The 15,905-nt window shown below is 50.7% G+C and carries 17 protein-coding genes; 8 read left to right on the top strand and 9 right to left on the bottom strand.

Features of this window, described 5'->3' with window-relative positions; genetic code table 11:
* Positions 1–5: 5 nt before the first annotated feature.
* From P2W70_RS32945 to P2W70_RS32915, 7 genes are all read right to left on the bottom strand, one after another.
* Entirely contained in the window at positions 6–707 is a 702-nt protein-coding gene (locus P2W70_RS32945) for an ABC transporter ATP-binding protein (RefSeq protein ID WP_276485874.1), read from the bottom strand.
* A gap of 211 nt (positions 708–918) precedes the next feature.
* Positions 919–1,215: a hypothetical protein gene (locus P2W70_RS32940; RefSeq protein WP_276485873.1), complete on the bottom strand. Its 297-nt coding sequence runs from the start codon at positions 1,213–1,215 to the stop codon at positions 919–921.
* A 261-nt stretch (positions 1,216–1,476) separates the two neighbouring features.
* Complete coding sequence (locus tag P2W70_RS32935; protein ID WP_276485872.1) at positions 1,477–1,866, bottom strand: ribosomal maturation YjgA family protein; 390 nt, start codon at positions 1,864–1,866, stop codon at positions 1,477–1,479.
* A gap of 62 nt (positions 1,867–1,928) precedes the next feature.
* Positions 1,929–3,227 carry a hypothetical protein gene (locus P2W70_RS32930; RefSeq protein ID WP_276485871.1) on the bottom strand — a complete coding sequence of 433 codons (1,299 nt, stop codon included), beginning with the start codon at positions 3,225–3,227 and terminating at the stop codon, positions 1,929–1,931.
* An 829-nt stretch (positions 3,228–4,056) separates the two neighbouring features.
* The gene (locus P2W70_RS32925; protein WP_276485870.1) at positions 4,057–4,848 is read right to left on the bottom strand and encodes a class I SAM-dependent methyltransferase; all 792 of its coding nucleotides are present in this window, start codon (positions 4,846–4,848) and stop codon (positions 4,057–4,059) included.
* Positions 4,849–4,912: 64 nt separating this feature from the next.
* Positions 4,913–5,425, bottom strand: a complete 513-nt coding sequence (locus P2W70_RS32920; protein ID WP_276485869.1) for a hypothetical protein — start codon at positions 5,423–5,425, stop codon at positions 4,913–4,915.
* Positions 5,426–5,490: 65 nt separating this feature from the next.
* A complete protein-coding gene (locus tag P2W70_RS32915) occupies positions 5,491–6,267 on the bottom strand; it encodes a (Fe-S)-binding protein (protein ID WP_276485868.1) in 777 nt (258 codons plus the stop codon).
* A 187-nt stretch (positions 6,268–6,454) separates the two neighbouring features.
* On the opposite strand from P2W70_RS32915, the gene P2W70_RS32910 reads away from it, so the two are divergent.
* The 5 genes from P2W70_RS32910 to P2W70_RS32890 all read left to right on the top strand — a co-directional run bounded on the left by P2W70_RS32910 (position 6,455) and on the right by P2W70_RS32890 (position 10,022).
* Complete coding sequence (locus tag P2W70_RS32910) at positions 6,455–7,018, top strand: YceI family protein (RefSeq protein ID WP_276485867.1); 564 nt, start codon at positions 6,455–6,457, stop codon at positions 7,016–7,018.
* Between the two features lie 63 nt (positions 7,019–7,081).
* Entirely contained in the window at positions 7,082–7,582 is a 501-nt protein-coding gene (locus P2W70_RS32905; RefSeq protein ID WP_276485866.1) for a hypothetical protein, read from the top strand.
* Positions 7,570–8,298 (top strand): NRDE family protein, encoded by a 729-nt coding sequence (locus P2W70_RS32900; RefSeq protein ID WP_276485865.1) that lies wholly within the window; start codon positions 7,570–7,572, stop codon positions 8,296–8,298. The genes P2W70_RS32905 and P2W70_RS32900 overlap by 13 nt, the downstream gene beginning before the upstream one ends.
* Positions 8,298–9,362, top strand: a complete 1,065-nt coding sequence (locus P2W70_RS32895; RefSeq protein ID WP_276485864.1) for an ATP-grasp domain-containing protein — start codon at positions 8,298–8,300, stop codon at positions 9,360–9,362. The genes P2W70_RS32900 and P2W70_RS32895 overlap by 1 nt, the downstream gene beginning before the upstream one ends.
* A 12-nt stretch (positions 9,363–9,374) precedes the next feature.
* Positions 9,375–10,022, top strand: coding sequence for a LysE family translocator (locus P2W70_RS32890; protein ID WP_276485863.1), 648 nt, complete (start codon positions 9,375–9,377; stop codon positions 10,020–10,022).
* Between the two features lie 202 nt (positions 10,023–10,224).
* Here the strand turns inward: P2W70_RS32890 and P2W70_RS32885 are convergent, their stop codons facing one another.
* Positions 10,225–11,556, bottom strand: coding sequence for a 4Fe-4S dicluster domain-containing protein (locus tag P2W70_RS32885; protein ID WP_276485862.1), 1,332 nt, complete (start codon positions 11,554–11,556; stop codon positions 10,225–10,227).
* 236 nt (positions 11,557–11,792) lie between these two features.
* On the opposite strand from P2W70_RS32885, the gene P2W70_RS32880 reads away from it, so the two are divergent.
* Positions 11,793–12,287 carry a phosphoribosyltransferase family protein gene (locus P2W70_RS32880; RefSeq protein WP_276485861.1) on the top strand — a complete coding sequence of 165 codons (495 nt, stop codon included), beginning with the start codon at positions 11,793–11,795 and terminating at the stop codon, positions 12,285–12,287.
* Positions 12,288–12,290: 3 nt separating this feature from the next.
* Here P2W70_RS32880 and P2W70_RS32875 read toward each other — a convergent pair whose 3' ends face one another.
* A complete protein-coding gene (locus P2W70_RS32875) occupies positions 12,291–13,331 on the bottom strand; it encodes a DUF2279 domain-containing protein (protein WP_276485860.1) in 1,041 nt (346 codons plus the stop codon).
* A 116-nt stretch (positions 13,332–13,447) separates the two neighbouring features.
* Between P2W70_RS32875 and P2W70_RS32870 the strand changes: the two genes are divergently transcribed.
* On the top strand, positions 13,448–15,175 hold the full coding sequence (locus P2W70_RS32870) for a phospho-sugar mutase (protein WP_276485859.1): 1,728 nt from the start codon (positions 13,448–13,450) through the stop codon (positions 15,173–15,175).
* 103 nt (positions 15,176–15,278) lie between these two features.
* The gene (locus P2W70_RS32865) at positions 15,279–15,854 is read left to right on the top strand and encodes an OmpH/Skp family outer membrane protein (RefSeq protein WP_276485858.1); all 576 of its coding nucleotides are present in this window, start codon (positions 15,279–15,281) and stop codon (positions 15,852–15,854) included.
* The last annotated feature ends 51 nt before the right edge of the window (positions 15,855–15,905 follow it).

The raw sequence follows: 15,905 nt of genomic DNA, 5'->3' as shown, positions 1-15,905 counted from the left end.
TCAGGTTAGATGGTTTCGAGGTAAAGTTGTTGTAAGGCATCGGCAGTGATGGTGCTGGTGGGGGCGGTATGTACCAGGTGTCCCGCCTTCATGATGCCGATGCGCGTTCCTACCTGTACGGCGTTAAACAGGTCATGGGTGGCCATCAACACTGTTTTGCCTTCCTGGCCCAGCTCTTTGACGACTGCCGTAAACTCTTGCGTCGCTTTGGGATCGAGACCGCTGGTGGGTTCATCCATAAAGATCACCTGGGCGTTTTTGGCCAGGGCAATGGCGATACCTACTTTCTGGCGCATGCCTTTACTGAACGTTTGCAGGCGTTTGCGGTGCGCGGTTTCCTGTAAACCGGCTTTGAGCAGGAACTCCTGCAGTTTGATGTCGGAGTAAGTAAACCCTGCCAGGCGGCTGAAGAAGTCCAGGTTTTCAATACCGGTCAGGTTGGGGTAAAGTTGTACGACCTCGGGTATATAGGCCAGGTATTGGCGGGTGGCATGGCCGTTCATGGTAACGGGTATGTCCATGATACGTGCTTCGCCGGAGCTGGCTTCCAGGAACCCGAGAAAGATATTGAGCGTCGTTGTTTTGCCAGCGCCATTTTGGCCGAGCAGACAAAAGATGTCTCCGGATTGCAGGGATAGGTTAAGGCCATTGAGTGCTGTATGACCCTGGTATTGTTTGGTCAGTTGGGTCGCTTCTAGAGTATGCATATCGGGAATGATTGGTGGTATACGAATGCGTGCGGGATGCCGGGTTAGGGCAGCACGACAGTGGTGGCTGGCCATGGAAGGCAACGCAGGTGCATAGGCGTTTAATAGCTACACAACGGGGATGATCTGCATAGGATCAATCGCTGGTAGCAAACGCATACAGGTGCCCGCAATCCATGGCTGGCAGGTCAATAAATAAGGGAAAAGAAGATCAGGCGATCAGGCCCGGGGGAGGCCCTTTATTAGAGAACTGGTGTACCGTAGCCGTCAGTGAGGCTGCCTGGTACACGGCATAAGCAGCACGCAATTGTTGTGGGGCAAACTGGTATTGCGAGGTCGCTGCTGGTTCGTATACGGCAAAATGGTGTGCACAGATATCACAATGGTTGGAGAGTGAGCTACCCTTGAACAGCGACAGGGCAGGCCCATCGGTATCGGGCTGGTCAGCCGTTTGGCTGCTGCTGGTTTCGTACAGATGATGGTGCCAGCAGTGTACAGGCGTCGCCATGAAGGTGTACAGCACCAGTAAAAGCGCTGCCGTGAAAGTTTGGTATGGTCGATTTGCTGCCAGGTGATAATTTCAACAAGGTTGCAAATATAAGGTAGGGGGCCGACAAACCCTTGCTTATCCCGAAAATTAATATGGATGGTACAATTATCCGTCTGATCTAAAGGGAAGGATTGGGCAGACGCCTGGCTGATAAGAATAAAAGGGGAAATTAGCTGGCAGATGTTGGCTCTGCTTTATCAGAAGTTGCATGTTACAAGCTCAGGAACCTGCCCGGCGAAGGTCAATCCCTCTTTTCTGCTCCACCCACAGCACGATGGCAATACCGGCCGTATAGGCTACCAGGTCGATCCATTGAAAGGTGCTGCCGATCACGATGCGTGCCAATGGGTATTGCCCAAGGCCCAGCCGGTGAACCAGTTGAAAATATTGCAGGATCTCGATGAGGTAGGCAAACAGGAGTACGCTAATTGCTACGGCTAGTACGGCGAATTGGGTGAAGGCCCGAACAAAGGAATACATAAGGATCACGACGAGCAGGTCGCCGAGATACGGGCGGATGATGGCATCGTCAACATAGAGGGCGATCAATACTTCTACGATAAACAGTACAATTGCCAGGAGAAAGTAAGTCTTGTTAAATCTGAACATAAGCGCAACCGGTCACATTCGGTAGCGCAAATATTGTTCAATCCTGCCATACAGGCAAACGATTATTGCTTCACCAATTGTACTGGTTTTGTTCTCGAGGCGCGACCGGTGAAATACAGTAAATAATTACCGGGAACGAGGTGCCCAAGTTCCAACTGAATATATTGGTTGCCTTTTTGTAAGGTTAGTGGCTGCTGCTTTACGAGGCGGCCGGTATTATCCAGCAAAACCAACATTCCGTGCTGGTTGATGGCAGACATGACAGACACCTGGGCAACCGGCCCCGTCACCGGGTTCGATAACACGACCAGTTGTAAACCTACTGGCGCTGTTTGCACACGTACAACCGAAGAATAGGTGTACCGTTCATCCACATCTAGCATTTTCAACCGGTACAGGCCCTGGGCATATTCGGTCGACCTGAACTGGTAGGTAGAGGCGCGGTTATTGGCGGCAATCTTGCCGATGGCCTCAAAGCGGACGCCATCGCTGCTTCGCTCTACGATAAATTCCCGCACGTTTTCTTCCCACGTCGTTTCCCAGGAAAGCCGTAAAGCTCCATCGAGGTAGTCGCCAGTAAACGACAGGAGTTTCAAGGGCAGGGAACCCAGCAAATGCTGGCATTCGGTACAATTGTTCGACACCGTGGCTGCACCCGTCAAGATAGGTGATGGCGTCGTCGCGGTTGATTCTAGGCATAGGAATAAATCCGGATCTGCCGTAATGGGGTTATTGCCGGATAGAGAAGAATTTAAACTGATACATGCTTTGCCGTTGGGTACGCTGATCGGATTGTCCGTATTGTTCTGGATACTGTTGGTGTTGACATAACAGCCCGTGCCGAGACAGATGGATGCTCCTCCGTTCATGACCATATCGGTAGCATAAGCGGTTCCGTTATTGAAGAAATAGCTACCATTGAAGAATAACGTTCCATTGACGGCAAGATGCGCTGTCGATGCATTGAAAAAATAGGAAGAGGAACCTTGAATGTTCAAACCATTATTAAAGGTGGCCGTTCCATAGTTGATGAATGTCTCATTGGAAGAAGTATTGAAGCTGCCATTAAAGGTAACGTCGGCATCAGGGTTCATGACGATACGCCCACCGTTGAAATTGACGCCATTGATAACAGTGGTGCCACAAAGTAGTAAAGTGCCGCCATTGACCGTAATATTGCTGTAAGTGCCGCCAATATTGTGGTCAGAGTATGTGTCACCGGCATTAATGACCAGGTTGTCTACGAGGTTGCCGCCTGTATTGCAGGTGATGATGGGGGCTGGGACGGGTGGTACACACTGAGCAAAGGTTTTAAAAGGCAAAAGCAGCAATAAGATAAGCCGTGCGTAATAACACTTCATAACGTAAGATTTGGTATACAGATCGTGTTTAACGGCTTACGGTAAGAAGAGGTACGATACTAATCAACAGTAATTTAGGTAATTGTTGGTTTCCGGAAAACTACTTGTTGCACAATTATAAAAGTTACCTGATAGTGCGGGGATGCACGCTAATAGGTGGGGGTAGTGGATATTTCGGGATACTCCTAAAATAAAAAGGGGGACCGGCTTAGAAAAGTCAGTCCCCGCCCATTGAGATAGAGAAAAAAACTCACCGCCATTCACTGACAGCCACAGGCCGCTTGGCAAGGCCATAGGTACTGCAGGGTTGCTGGGGAGGAGCTTTACGAAAAAGTTCCAAGGGTTCAGGAGGCTTTGTTCATAGTGAACAGTCAGGCATTACTGCCCACTGTCGATAAATTATTTCAGACATGGCAATAGATTTCCAGGGCCCGCGACAGCGGGTCGATAGGGGGCAAGTCATCCTGCGGGCAGGCGCTCACCAAGGGTTTTAACTGTACATGAAAAGCAAGGAATCGTTGGGCTGATAACAAGTCAATACGGTCGGTCGGGCATCAGCCTGTCCGGAGGGTGTCAGATTATCCGTAAAAATGCGGGAAGAAATTACCGGGGTGGATCACTCCAATAGCGGGGGTATCCCAGGTGAATAGTTTTTCTCATGTGATGTGTTAGTTTGGTTGTATAGCAATTTAACAGATTTTATACAATCTTCAAAGTATCATGATAAAATGTTTTCGACAAGACCATCTATTTTCGGTTATTGCTGGGTTATAAAGCAAGAAAGCTGCGCCAGGGCAGCTTTCTTGCAGGTATGTAAGGCGATACCTGGTTATTTTTCTGCTACAATGATCTGGACAAAAGGACCGTTGGTCTTCAGAGCGTCACAATCAGCAGGCGATCCATAGGGAACGATCTCAAAATCCTCGATCGACTCTTTCATCAGGGGTTCAAATTTTCGTCCCCGGAAAACCTGTTGAATCCAACGTCCTGCACGCATGAAGGGATTTGACCACAATTGATGCAGATCACCCATGAGTTCGCTCTTCAATTTTCCCCGGGTGGTATACTGTTGACCGTAAAACTGGATATTTTTGAAGCCGGCGGCGTCGATCATACCGTAGAATTCTGCCGGCGTATATTCTTTTTCATGAAATTCCCAGGCAACCTTACCATCACTGCTACCTGGACTGGATACATTGATATTGGGGGTACTGAGAATCACCTTACCGCCTGGCTTCATCACCTTTTTGGTCGATTCCAGGAAGGCCTCTGGTTCTGATAGGTGTTCAAAGGTTTCGAAGCTTACCACGTAGTCGTATAGTCCTTTGCTGGCGGCATTGTTCAGCTTGGTACAATCATCGAGCAGGAAGTCGGTATTAGGCGTACGAAATTGCCGGTTGGCGATATCGAGCGCGTGGGTGTTGATGTCTACCCCGGTAGAATGACATTGTGTGTGATTGGCCAGGAATTGAGTGCCGTAGCCCACTCCGCAAGCTGCATCCAAAAGGCGGGCGGGTGTATTGCGGTCGATCTGCTGGAGAGCAAACATGTACCGGTTGATGTGATTGGCATAATAGGCGCTCCAACCAGCTGTCCCGGGCTCGATTCTTTCAATACTCATGATGTTAGAGAAGTTGAAATGGGTTAATTACGGCCGGGTCGGGAGTATTGTCAATCCAAATTAATCATTTTTCGGTAATCGCAATGCGGCGGCTCAGCCAGCTGTCCTTGACAGGCACCATCCATTTGGTCTCCAGCTCTTCCTTGGTCTGCACCAGGTTGTTGAAGTATAAGGTGTCGGCGGATATAAAGCCGTGGTCGACTGCATGTTGTAATTGGGAAAGGGGTAGCAGTTGTACCTTGTCTTTGACCTGGAAAGCCAGCAGCTGACGGTCGAATAGTTGTACTTTGAAAAGCTCTTCCAGCTGTTTTACAAAACGCACGGAACTGTCGGTACTGCAACCGCTGACGCCGGTAGCGTTCTCATCGGCTATCAGTACGATGAACTGGCCAAACAACAACGTGCCGAAGCCCTTTACTGGCGTGCCATGCGATTTCCAGTTCTCTACAAAGGTATTCAACAGATCTTCGGTATGCAGGGCTTCGCCCATGCTCAGCAAACGGCTGCTCTGGTAGATCCAAACTCGGGAGTCGGGCGCAAAATCGGCGGGAATAGCCGGTAAATAATTCCAGTTCATAGGGCAAAGATACGAATTGTGATCCGATGGCCGGCAGGGCAAGCCCCACGGGGCAAACAGACAACTTACATCGACTGAGCGATCAGTTCGGCCACGTCCAGCACGTGCACGTTCTGCTCCTGCTCTTTGTTCTTGACGCCGTCGGTGAGCATGGTATTGCAGAACGGGCAGGCAGAGGCAATGATCTGGGCGCCGGTGTCGAGTGCCTCGTTGCTGCGCTCGATATTGATGCGGATCGTTCCTTTTTCTTCTTCTTTAAACATCTGGGCACCGCCGGCACCGCAGCACAAACCTTTGCTGCGACAGCGTTTCATCTCCACCAGCTCGGCGTCCAGCGCTTCCAGCACTTTGCGGGGCGCTTCATAAATATCATTGGCGCGACCCAGGTAACAGCTGTCGTGGTAGGTAATACGTTTTCCCTTAAAAGCACCGCCGCCCTGCAATACGATCTTACCTTCGTCGATCAGCTGCTGCAGCAGGGTAGTATGGTGGATCACCTCGTAAGTGCCGCCCAATACCGGGTATTCGTTTTTGAGGATGTTGAAACAATGCGGACAGGTGGTGACGATCTTTTTGATGCCGTACCCGTTGAGAACCTGGATGTTCTGGTAGGCCATCATTTGAAACATGAACTCGTTGCCAGCCCGGCGGGCCGGGTCGCCCGTGCACAGCTCTTCCTTACCCATGATGGCATAATTGATACCCACTTTCGAGAGAATGGTGGCAAAAGCCTTCGTGATTTTCTGGGCGCGTTGGTCAAAACTGCCCGCACAGCCTACCCAAAACAAAATATCCGGAGTTTGCCCGCTGGCCATCATCTCGGCCATGGTTGGTACATGCATGCCATCAAAATTTGGGTGTAAATCTACTGCCAAAATATGAAACCCGGAACATTCATTACATTTGAGTTATCAATAGCTTATACAGTTGCAGGAAGCCCCGTACCGCGTTGGGATTGGGATTATGACAGGAGGTATCGACACCCTTCCCCGGAACCGTTACTTTTATACAAAACGCAGGAAAAGACTTATGCGCAAGCAGATTGTTGGGTGGTTGGTAGCCATGATCGTCACCGGGGCAGCCTTTGGCCAGACTTACCTGCCCGTTGCCGATAGTTCGTCCATCACCTTTACCATCAAAAACCTGGGCGTACCGGTAAAAGGCAGTTTCAGCGCGCTGGCCGGCACCATCCGGTTTGATCCGGAACATCCCGAAACCAGTCATTTTGATGTACAGGTAGGGGTAGCGTCCATCAATACCGGCAATAAAAAGAGAGATGAGCATCTCCGGGATGCCGCTTTCTTCGATGTGCAGAACTATCCGGTAATCAGTTTCGTATCTAAAAAAGTAACCGCTGGCAAAAAGGCTGGCACATTTTTTATAGAAGGTACTTTGACAATCAGATCGATATCCCTGCCTCTGTCCATCGCTTTTACCGCTGTACCCACCAGTGACGGGTTTCTGATGGAAGGTGCATTTGACACGCGACGCAAACCCTACGGTGTTGGCAAAACGAGCACCATCTCGGACAAGCTGCAGGTGCAACTGCGGGTGTTGGTCAGACAAGCAGCGCAGGATAGCGAAACTGATTAAAAACCAGTTAAGCCTGAAAGGCAACGCTGATTTAATCTTATTTTCAAGTTATAAAACCGACCGATGCAATTACAACAGGCTGTGAATACGGTCTTTGTACAGCTTGCTGATTCCCTTGCCCAGATCAGTCAGCAAGAATATGTACAGCCCTGCAAAAATCTGTTCAATAATACCATTGGCCAGCATGTCCGGCACGTGATAGAACTGTTTCAATGCCTGGAGAAAGGGTACGATCTTGGCGTCGTCAATTACGAGCAACGTAAACGGGACCTCGCCATCGAAACCGATAAAGAGCTCGCCAGCCATCTGCTCCTCGAAATACACAGCGGCCTCGGTCGTGGCGATAAGCAACTGATGCTTGAAGCTACTTACGATGACCATGCAGCGGCACCTTTATCGATCGCCACGAACTACTACCGCGAGGTAGCTTACAACCTGGAACATACTATTCACCACATGGCGCTGATCAGGGTAGGATTGACCGAAGTGACCACGATCTCCCTGCCCGATGATTTTGGCGTCGCCTCTTCGACCATGAAGCATAAGAAACAATGTGCACAGTAACTTTTATTCCAACGCCCGATAAGATTATACTGACCTCCAACCGGGATGAGCAACAACGACGGTCGCAGGCCATACCGCCTGCCGTCTATGACCTCCCCTCCGGCAGATTGCTGTTCCCCAAAGATATCGATGCCGGGGGCACCTGGATCGCTGCGCATGAGAACGGCAATGCCATCGTTTTGCTCAACGGAGGCTGGGTAGCGCATACGCCGCAACCACCTTATCGCAAGAGCCGGGGACTTATCCTCCTCGACCTGCTCGATAGTACCATGCCCTACCAGTATTTCTCCCCCATCAAGCTGGAGGGCATCGAGCCCTTCACGGCTGTCATCTGGGAAGATGGGCAGCTCTATGAGTGCCGCTGGGATGGAACACAAAAATACGCGCAGCAACTCGACGCATCCATACCACATATCTGGAGTTCCGTAACACTTTACGGCCCCGACATTATTGCCCGCAGAAAGCAGTGGTTCGATAACTGGTTGTCCAGGCACCGCCGACCATTCCAGGAAGACGTGCTGCACTTTCACCAGTTTACCGGCGATGGCGACGCCCACAACGACCTGCTCATGAACCGCGATGGCAAAGTGGGCACCGTCAGCGTCACGTCGCTGGCCATATCTCCCGATGCGATGGTCATGCGGTATCTCGATCTGCGGCAACAACAGACCTTCACCCAGGAGCTCACCATCGAAAAAATAGGGGTAGGCCGATAATGAACGTACTCCAGCGACTACTGCACCGGCCTTTTTTTATCAGGCTGTTCAATTGGGAATACTGGAGCCACGCTGCAGTATATGCGTGGATCTATCCGCTTTGGTTCTATCCCAGCCTCCGTGCCCGCTCCCTCTTCTTTTTTGCAGCCGCCAATCCCCGTATTCAGAACGGCGGTTTCCTCAATGAATCGAAAAAGGATCTCGTAGACCTGATCCCCCCGCAATACCACCCGCGTACCGCTTTCTTCGATCTGCCCGCTAATGGAGAGAACGTAGTAGCCGCCTTGAAAAAGCAGGGCCTTTCCTTTCCGATGATCGGTAAGCCCAATGTAGGAGGCCGCGGCCGGGGAGTAAAGGTGCTGGCCGATGAGACGGCTGTGAGGCAGTATGTAGCCAATGCCTACCTCGACTTCCATATCCAGGAATACGTACCCTGGAAAAATGAGATCGGCATCTTCTATTACAAATACCCCGACGCGCCGTCCGGCCGTATTTCAGGCATCGTCAAGAAGGAATTCCTGGCAGTAACGGGTGATGGGCTACATTCGATCCGTCAATTGCTGGAAAGGAACAAACGGGCGCTCATGTACCTCGAAAGCCTGGAAGCCATGCATGGAGAAGGCTTGCAGGAGGTGTTGCCCGAAGGGGAGAAGCGGGTAGTGTCTCCCTATGGCAACCATGCCCGCGGCTCCTTGTTCCTCGACCATTCACACCTGGTGGATGAAGCCCTGGAGGTTGCCATCGATCAATTGTGCTGCCAGATCCCGGAATTTTATTACGGACGGCTCGATATCCGCTATAATACTTTGGAAGAGTTAAAACAAGGGCGCAACTTTGCGGTCATTGAAATAAACGGTGCAGGCGCCGAGCCTACCCATATCTATGATCCGCGACATTCCCTGTTCTTTGCCTGGAAGGAGATTGTACGCCATTGGCTCATCCTCGGACGAATCAGCCGGATGAACCACCGCAAGGGCCATCCCTACCTGAGTTGGAAGGAAGGTGTACAAATGTTCCGGGAAGATAAGGAGTGGTCGGCCAGACTGGAGGCCATGCCGAAATGATCTATTGACAACATGAAACTGTTACGCATATTTTTTACGGGGCTTTTTATCAGCTTCCTGGGCACTTTGCCGTTGGGTACTTTGAATGTAGCGGCTATGCAGATCTCCGTCTCCGACGGTATTCGCCCTGCGCTCTATTTTGCGATTGGCGCCCTCATCATCGAAATGATCTATGTACGGCTATCGCTGGTGGCGATGGACTGGGTACGCAAACAAAAGAAACTCTTCCGTTGGCTCGAGTGGTTTACCCTGCTCATCGTGGTGGCGCTGGCGGTTACCACCTTCATTGCAGCAGCGCATCCATCTGGTTCAGGTAAAAATATCATCCTCAGTAGTACCATCCATCGCTTCTGGCTGGGCGTCAGCATGAGTGCCATCAACCCCATGCAGATACCATTCTGGTTTGGTTGGAGTACCGTGCTCTTCACCAAGAAAGTATTATTGCCCCGCGCAGATCACTACAATACCTATATCGTCGGTATTGGTATCGGAACCTTTATCGGCAATTTAATCTTCATCTTTGGTGGTCACCTGATGGTCGATAAACTGAATGCCAATCAAAACGTGGTCAACTGGGTCATCGGCGGCATTTTTGCGGTGACGGCCGTGATCATGGCGATCAAGATGTGGCGCGGGAAGGACGCTGCAGAGCAATTGTAGGTTTCGGCACCCAGGCACCAGGTGAAATCCCGGAAGTAAGCAATCCACCGTTTTCTGATACAAAAATCCCTTTCAATCTTACGAATGAAAGGGATTTGTTATTAAATGTTATGCTGTTTTTAACTGGTTGCCTCGATGACTAGATGCCTCGTTGCCTTGCATTTCCTTGCCTTCCCTACGTTGCCTCGATGCCTTGTTGCCTTTAAGACTGGCCCGCCAGCTCTTCGGCCCATTTATCACGGTCGTCGGGACTGAATTTCCAGGGAGCAAAATTGTTCTCGATATTGCTGAACATGCCGTTCCATTCCTGCGGCGCATTGCTTTCTTCCATGATCAGTGAGCGACGAAGCTCGAGAATGATCTCCAGCGGACTGATGCTGACCGGGCACTCCTCTACACAGGCATTGCAGGTGGTGCAGGCACGCAACTCTTCGGTGCTGATATAATTATGTAACAGTGATTTGCCGTCGTCTTTGAATTCGCCGCCATTGGCATCGATATTCTTGCCCACTTCTTCCAGCCGGTCACGGGTATCCATCATAATCTTACGGGGCGAAAGCGCTTTGCCGGTTTGTGTGGCCGGACAGGCACTGCTACAGCGGCCGCACTCGGTACAACTGTAAGCGTCCATCAGGTTGCGCCAGCTCAGGTCCATCACATCCTTCGCACCAAACTTGGCGGGCGGCGTGGCATCCGTCGGGGCCAGTTCGGGCTGCATGGCGTACAGTACTTCATTCTGGATGGAAACCATATTGTGCATTTCACCCTTGGGCAGCAAACGGGTATAATAAGCATTGGGAAATGCCAGCAAAATGTGCAGGTGCTTGGAATAGGGCAGGTAATTCAGGAATACCAGGATGCCCAGGATGTGCAGCCACCAGCAGGCACGTTCTACACCCACCAGCGCGCCATCGCTCAGTCCGTTCAACAGTGGTTGCAGGTATTGGGAGAGTACAAAATTACCCGTGTTATGGTCGGCATAATGACCGTAACCACGTGCCTGTAGCAAAGTATCCGAAGCGTTCATGGTCAGGAACAGGGTCATCAGCACGATCTCGGTGATCAAAATATAATTGGCGTCGCTCCGGGGCCAGCCGTCGAGGTCATGGCTGATAAAGCGTTTCAGCTTCATGAAGTTCCGGCGTACGAGGAAAGCAACACACACACCGAGTACCCCAATTGCCAGGATTTCGAAGGCATTGATCAGAAACGTGTAAAAGCTGCCGAGGAACCCGGCAAACAGGCGGTGGGTGCCGAACAGTCCGTCGATGACGATCTCCAGCACCTCGGCATTGATGATGATGAAGCCTGCATAAATAATGAAGTGCATCAGGGCCACCATTGGGCGGCGGAACATTTTCTTCTGCCCGAAAGCCAGCAGGAAAACATTTTTCCAGCGCAGATCGGGATGGTCACTGTAATTCTCATCCCGCCCCAGCAGGATATTACGCCGGATGGCCGCTACTTTTTTCGAAAAGATCCAAACGGCCGCAACAACCGCGATTAAAAACAAAATCTGCTGCAGGTATACCATGCATTGAAAAATTGGTCCCCGCTAAGATACGCAAGGTTTCAGGATTTGCGGCGGACAGTGATAACTTTGGTAGCATAAGTAGTTAACACGCAACCCACAATGGCGTTTTTTGCAGGTTTTACCGCCGAAAGCGCCAACCGGGGCGGGGAAGGGCAGAATAAGACAGCATCAATTGCAAATCCCTTCCTGATTTGTATTTTGCAACCCGAAAAGCATAATTATTCAAATAGACTAGCATGGCAAAGAACTATATACTGGATGCAACGACCGCCAACCGGAAAATGCAGCGCATGGCCTACGAGATCGTGGAAAATAACCTCGATGAGCCCTCCATCATCCTGGCTGGGATCCGCGAAAGTGGCAGTGTGATCGCGCGCAATATCCAGCAATTGCTGCAACAGATCAGCTCCATCAAAACTGACCTCATCACCATTTCCCTCGATAAAAAGAACCCCGACGAGGTGACCATTACCCCCGATACGGACTTCAACAACAAAGTGGTACTCATCATCGACGATGTGGCCAACAGCGGAAAGACGCTGTTGTATGCCATGAAACCACTCCTGGCCTTTCACCCCCGCAAAGTGCAAACCCTCGCGCTGGTGGAGCGCACCCACAAAGCTTTCCCCATTCATACCGATTATGTAGGATTATCACTGGCGACCACACTCCAGGAACACATTTTTGTAGAAACGGATGGCGATGACGTGAAAGGCGCCTATATGGAGTAGACGCTAAAAGTAAAGCCAGTGCCCACGCAACTTCCCTTGCGACAATTCGAGGGTGGGGGCAGGTATTTTGACCGCATTCAGGACATAAAATACCGTGCGGAGAATTTTATTATTGGTCCTGATCTTGGTGAGGTCCACGTCGGCACTCAGGTAAAAATGGCGGGTACGCCGTATATCCGACCGGTCATGTTCCATACCCTCCTTATCGGTCCAGGTATTGTCCATCCCGCCCAACATGCCTTTACCGGAATACCCGACCGACACATTCAGCCATTTAGGTAATCCGCTGGCCGGTATAAAAGAGCGCAGGTTGGCGCTTAACCAATAGGTCTGTGAATTATAGTCCTTCAGGATCCTTTCCTGGACACTTTTGCCAAAAAACGCATCCCGCCTGGCTTTCATGTCGTCAGAATAGGTATAGGGCGAGTAACTGAGTTTGACCTGTATTTTATGATCTCCCCCCAGCAGTTCCTGCACCGTGTACAGCGCCGATCCGGCCATATTAGCCGTCATATCCCCCCAGCTGAAGCCCCATTCGGCCGAAAAACCATCCTGGATCTCGATGATGCTCTGGTACGCGACCCCGCTGAGGCCCCCCAGCCAGGCAGCTTGCTGGCGTGTAAAACCAGCCCATTGCCAGGCCACCCCCGATACACGACTCATCTGGTAGGCCGTCCATAGATGACCCAGCTTATCCATTTGCAGCCATTCGGCATTGTCGTTGAAGAAATGAAAGTCCGATTTGGGATAATCTTTGTACCAGGCCTTGTTCAGGGTATAAAAAGAGGCTCCCCAAATGGCCAGGTGGCCGCCGGCAACGGCCCATTTACGTCCGTTACAAGAAAGGCAGGGCGTCTCCCGGATGGGGATCAACGTCCAGTTACCGGCATTCGGACGCACTTGATTTGTATCTTTTCGGGTAGTATCACCGGATGCGGGTATTTTCTGGGGCAAAGCAGGCAAGGACTGTGCGCTTGCTGAATACGACATCAGCAGCAATACCAGGCAAGCTGGTAGGATATTGAGGATTTTGTAGTAAGCCACAGCTACTATTAACGATAAGATATTGGATTCAGATTTACAAAAAACCGAAGTCAGCTTTGTAATCTTCCCAATCTTAACGATATTAGTCCCCCAACTATTATATAAAACAGAAAGAAATGGATGCTGTAATACAGGAAAAAGTGAGCAACTGGCTGTCTGGCAACTATGATCAGGCTACCAAAGACGAGATTAAAAAGTTAGAATCTGAAAATCCCAATGAACTGACCGAAAGCTTTTACAGAAACCTGGAATTCGGTACCGGAGGTCTGCGCGGCATTATGGGGGTAGGTACCAACCGCATGAATAAATATACGGTAGGTATGGCCACACAAGGTTTTGCCAACTACCTCAAACAAACATATCCCGGCGGTGTGATCCGCATTGCCATCGCACACGACAGCCGCAACAACAGCCGTTTCTTTGCGGAAATTGTCGCTAACGTAATGGGTGCCAATGGCATCAAAGTCTTTCTGTTCGAAGCATTGCGCCCTACGCCCGAATTATCCTTTGCCATCCGCCACCTGGGCTGCCAGGGAGGGATCGTATGTACCGCCTCTCATAATCCCAAGGAATACAACGGCTACAAAGCCTATTGGAGCGATGGCGGCCAGTTGGTGCCACCACACGACAAAAACGTGATCATTGAAGTAGATAAGATCGCTTCTGTAGACGATGTACAGTGGGAAGGTGGCGAAGCCAATATCACCATCATCGGCAAAGAGCTCGACGAAGCGTATATCAAAATGGTGAAAAGTCTGAGCGTATACCCGGAAGTTATCGCCAAGCAACACGACCTCAAGATCGTTTATACTCCCATACACGGTACAGGTATTACCCTGGTGCCTGAAGTACTGAAGACCTTTGGTTTTACCAATGTGTCTATTGTGAAGGAGCAATCCGTGCCGGATGGTAATTTCCCCACCGTGCACTATCCCAATCCGGAAGAGAGCGAAGCCATGAGCATTGGCCTGAAACAGGCACAAGCGCTCGACGCCGACATCCTGCTGGGTACCGATCCCGATGCCGACCGCGTAGGTATCGCCATTAAGGACCATCAAGGCAAATGGGTGCTGATGAATGGTAACCAAACGGCCGTTCTGGCATTTAACTACCTCATCGAAGCCCGCAAGGCAAAAGGCATTGCACAGGCCAACGATATGGTGGTCAAGACCATCGTAACGACCGACATGATCGACAACATCGCGGCAGGCAACAATATCAAATGCTACAACGTACTGACTGGATTCAAGTGGATCGCCGAGCTCATCAAAGAAAAAGAAGCTACCGAAAACTATGTGATAGGTGGAGAAGAAAGCTATGGACTGATGATCGGTTCTCAGTTGCGCGATAAGGATGCGGTATCTGCTGTAGCCTTCCTGTGCGAAATGGCCGCGTATGAAAAAGACAAGGGCCGTTCGCTGTACGACAAACTGATCGACCTCTATGTAAAATATGGCTTCTTCAAAGAGCACCTGATCTCCATCACCAAGAAGGGGATGAATGGTCAGAAGGAGATCGCTGAAATGATGGAGTCGTACCGCAAGAATCCACCGGCCACCATCAATGGATCGAAGGTGGTAGAGCTGCTCGATTATGAACTGCGCAAAGGCAAGAACCTGCAAACCGGAGCGGAGTGGGAGATCACCCTGCCCAAATCCAACGTACTGCAGTTCCTCCTCGCCGATGGTAGTAAGATCTCGGCACGCCCCAGCGGTACCGAACCCAAGATCAAGTTCTATTTCAGCGTTAACACCAAGTTGGATAGTGCCGCCAATTTCGATACAGTACATGGCGAGCTCAAGACACGCATCGATGGTATCATCCAGGATATGCAATTGAAATAAAAGAAACGTTAATGCCGGGCCTGAAAGGGCCGTAGAAGCAGCGAAAGGACCGGCATTATTGACTTACAGATAACAACTAAACATCTAAACAACTACAACTAACATGCAAAAGCGTTTTTTATGCGTGATCCTGGTTTGCGCCATGGCATTCACGGCAGGTACTGTGCAGGCTCAGAGTAAGATCGGTTACATCAGTTTACAGGAACTCATCGTGGCGATGCCCGAGTTCAAGAAGGCCAATGCAGACATGGCCGAGTATCAGCAGGCACTGCAACAGCAGGCCAACGAGTACCAGGAGCAATATGAGATCCTCGACAGCACGTTTGCCAAGGACTCTATCAAGTGGACAAGTGCACAAAAGCAGATCAAGCGCCGCCAGCTGAATGAGGCTTACCTGAAAGCAGTCAATTTCAGCCAGACAGAAGCCCCCAAGATGATGCAGGCTAAAGAGCAGGAGTTACTGGCCCCCATTCAGCAAAAGGCCGTGACGACTACACAAGCCGTGGCCAAAGAAAATGGCATCACTTATGTGTTGAGCAAAGAACAATTGATCTCCTTCCCGGCAGCCGACGATATTTTGCCGTTGGTCGCGAAGAAGCTCAACATCAACCTGGCCAAGCCAGAAGCTGCGCCGCCCGCTACGGCGCCCAAGCCAGCCGGCACAGCGCCCAAGCAATAAGCAACCGTACAAGGTATTGATAGATCCCGGCAGCGATGCCGGGATTTTTTT

This window comes from Paraflavitalea pollutisoli (assembly GCF_029360705.1).
Classification (GTDB): domain Bacteria; phylum Bacteroidota; class Bacteroidia; order Chitinophagales; family Chitinophagaceae; genus Paraflavitalea; species Paraflavitalea pollutisoli.
The sequence above is the reverse complement of the archived record's forward strand: the minus strand, read 5'-3'. Positions and strand labels throughout refer to the sequence as shown.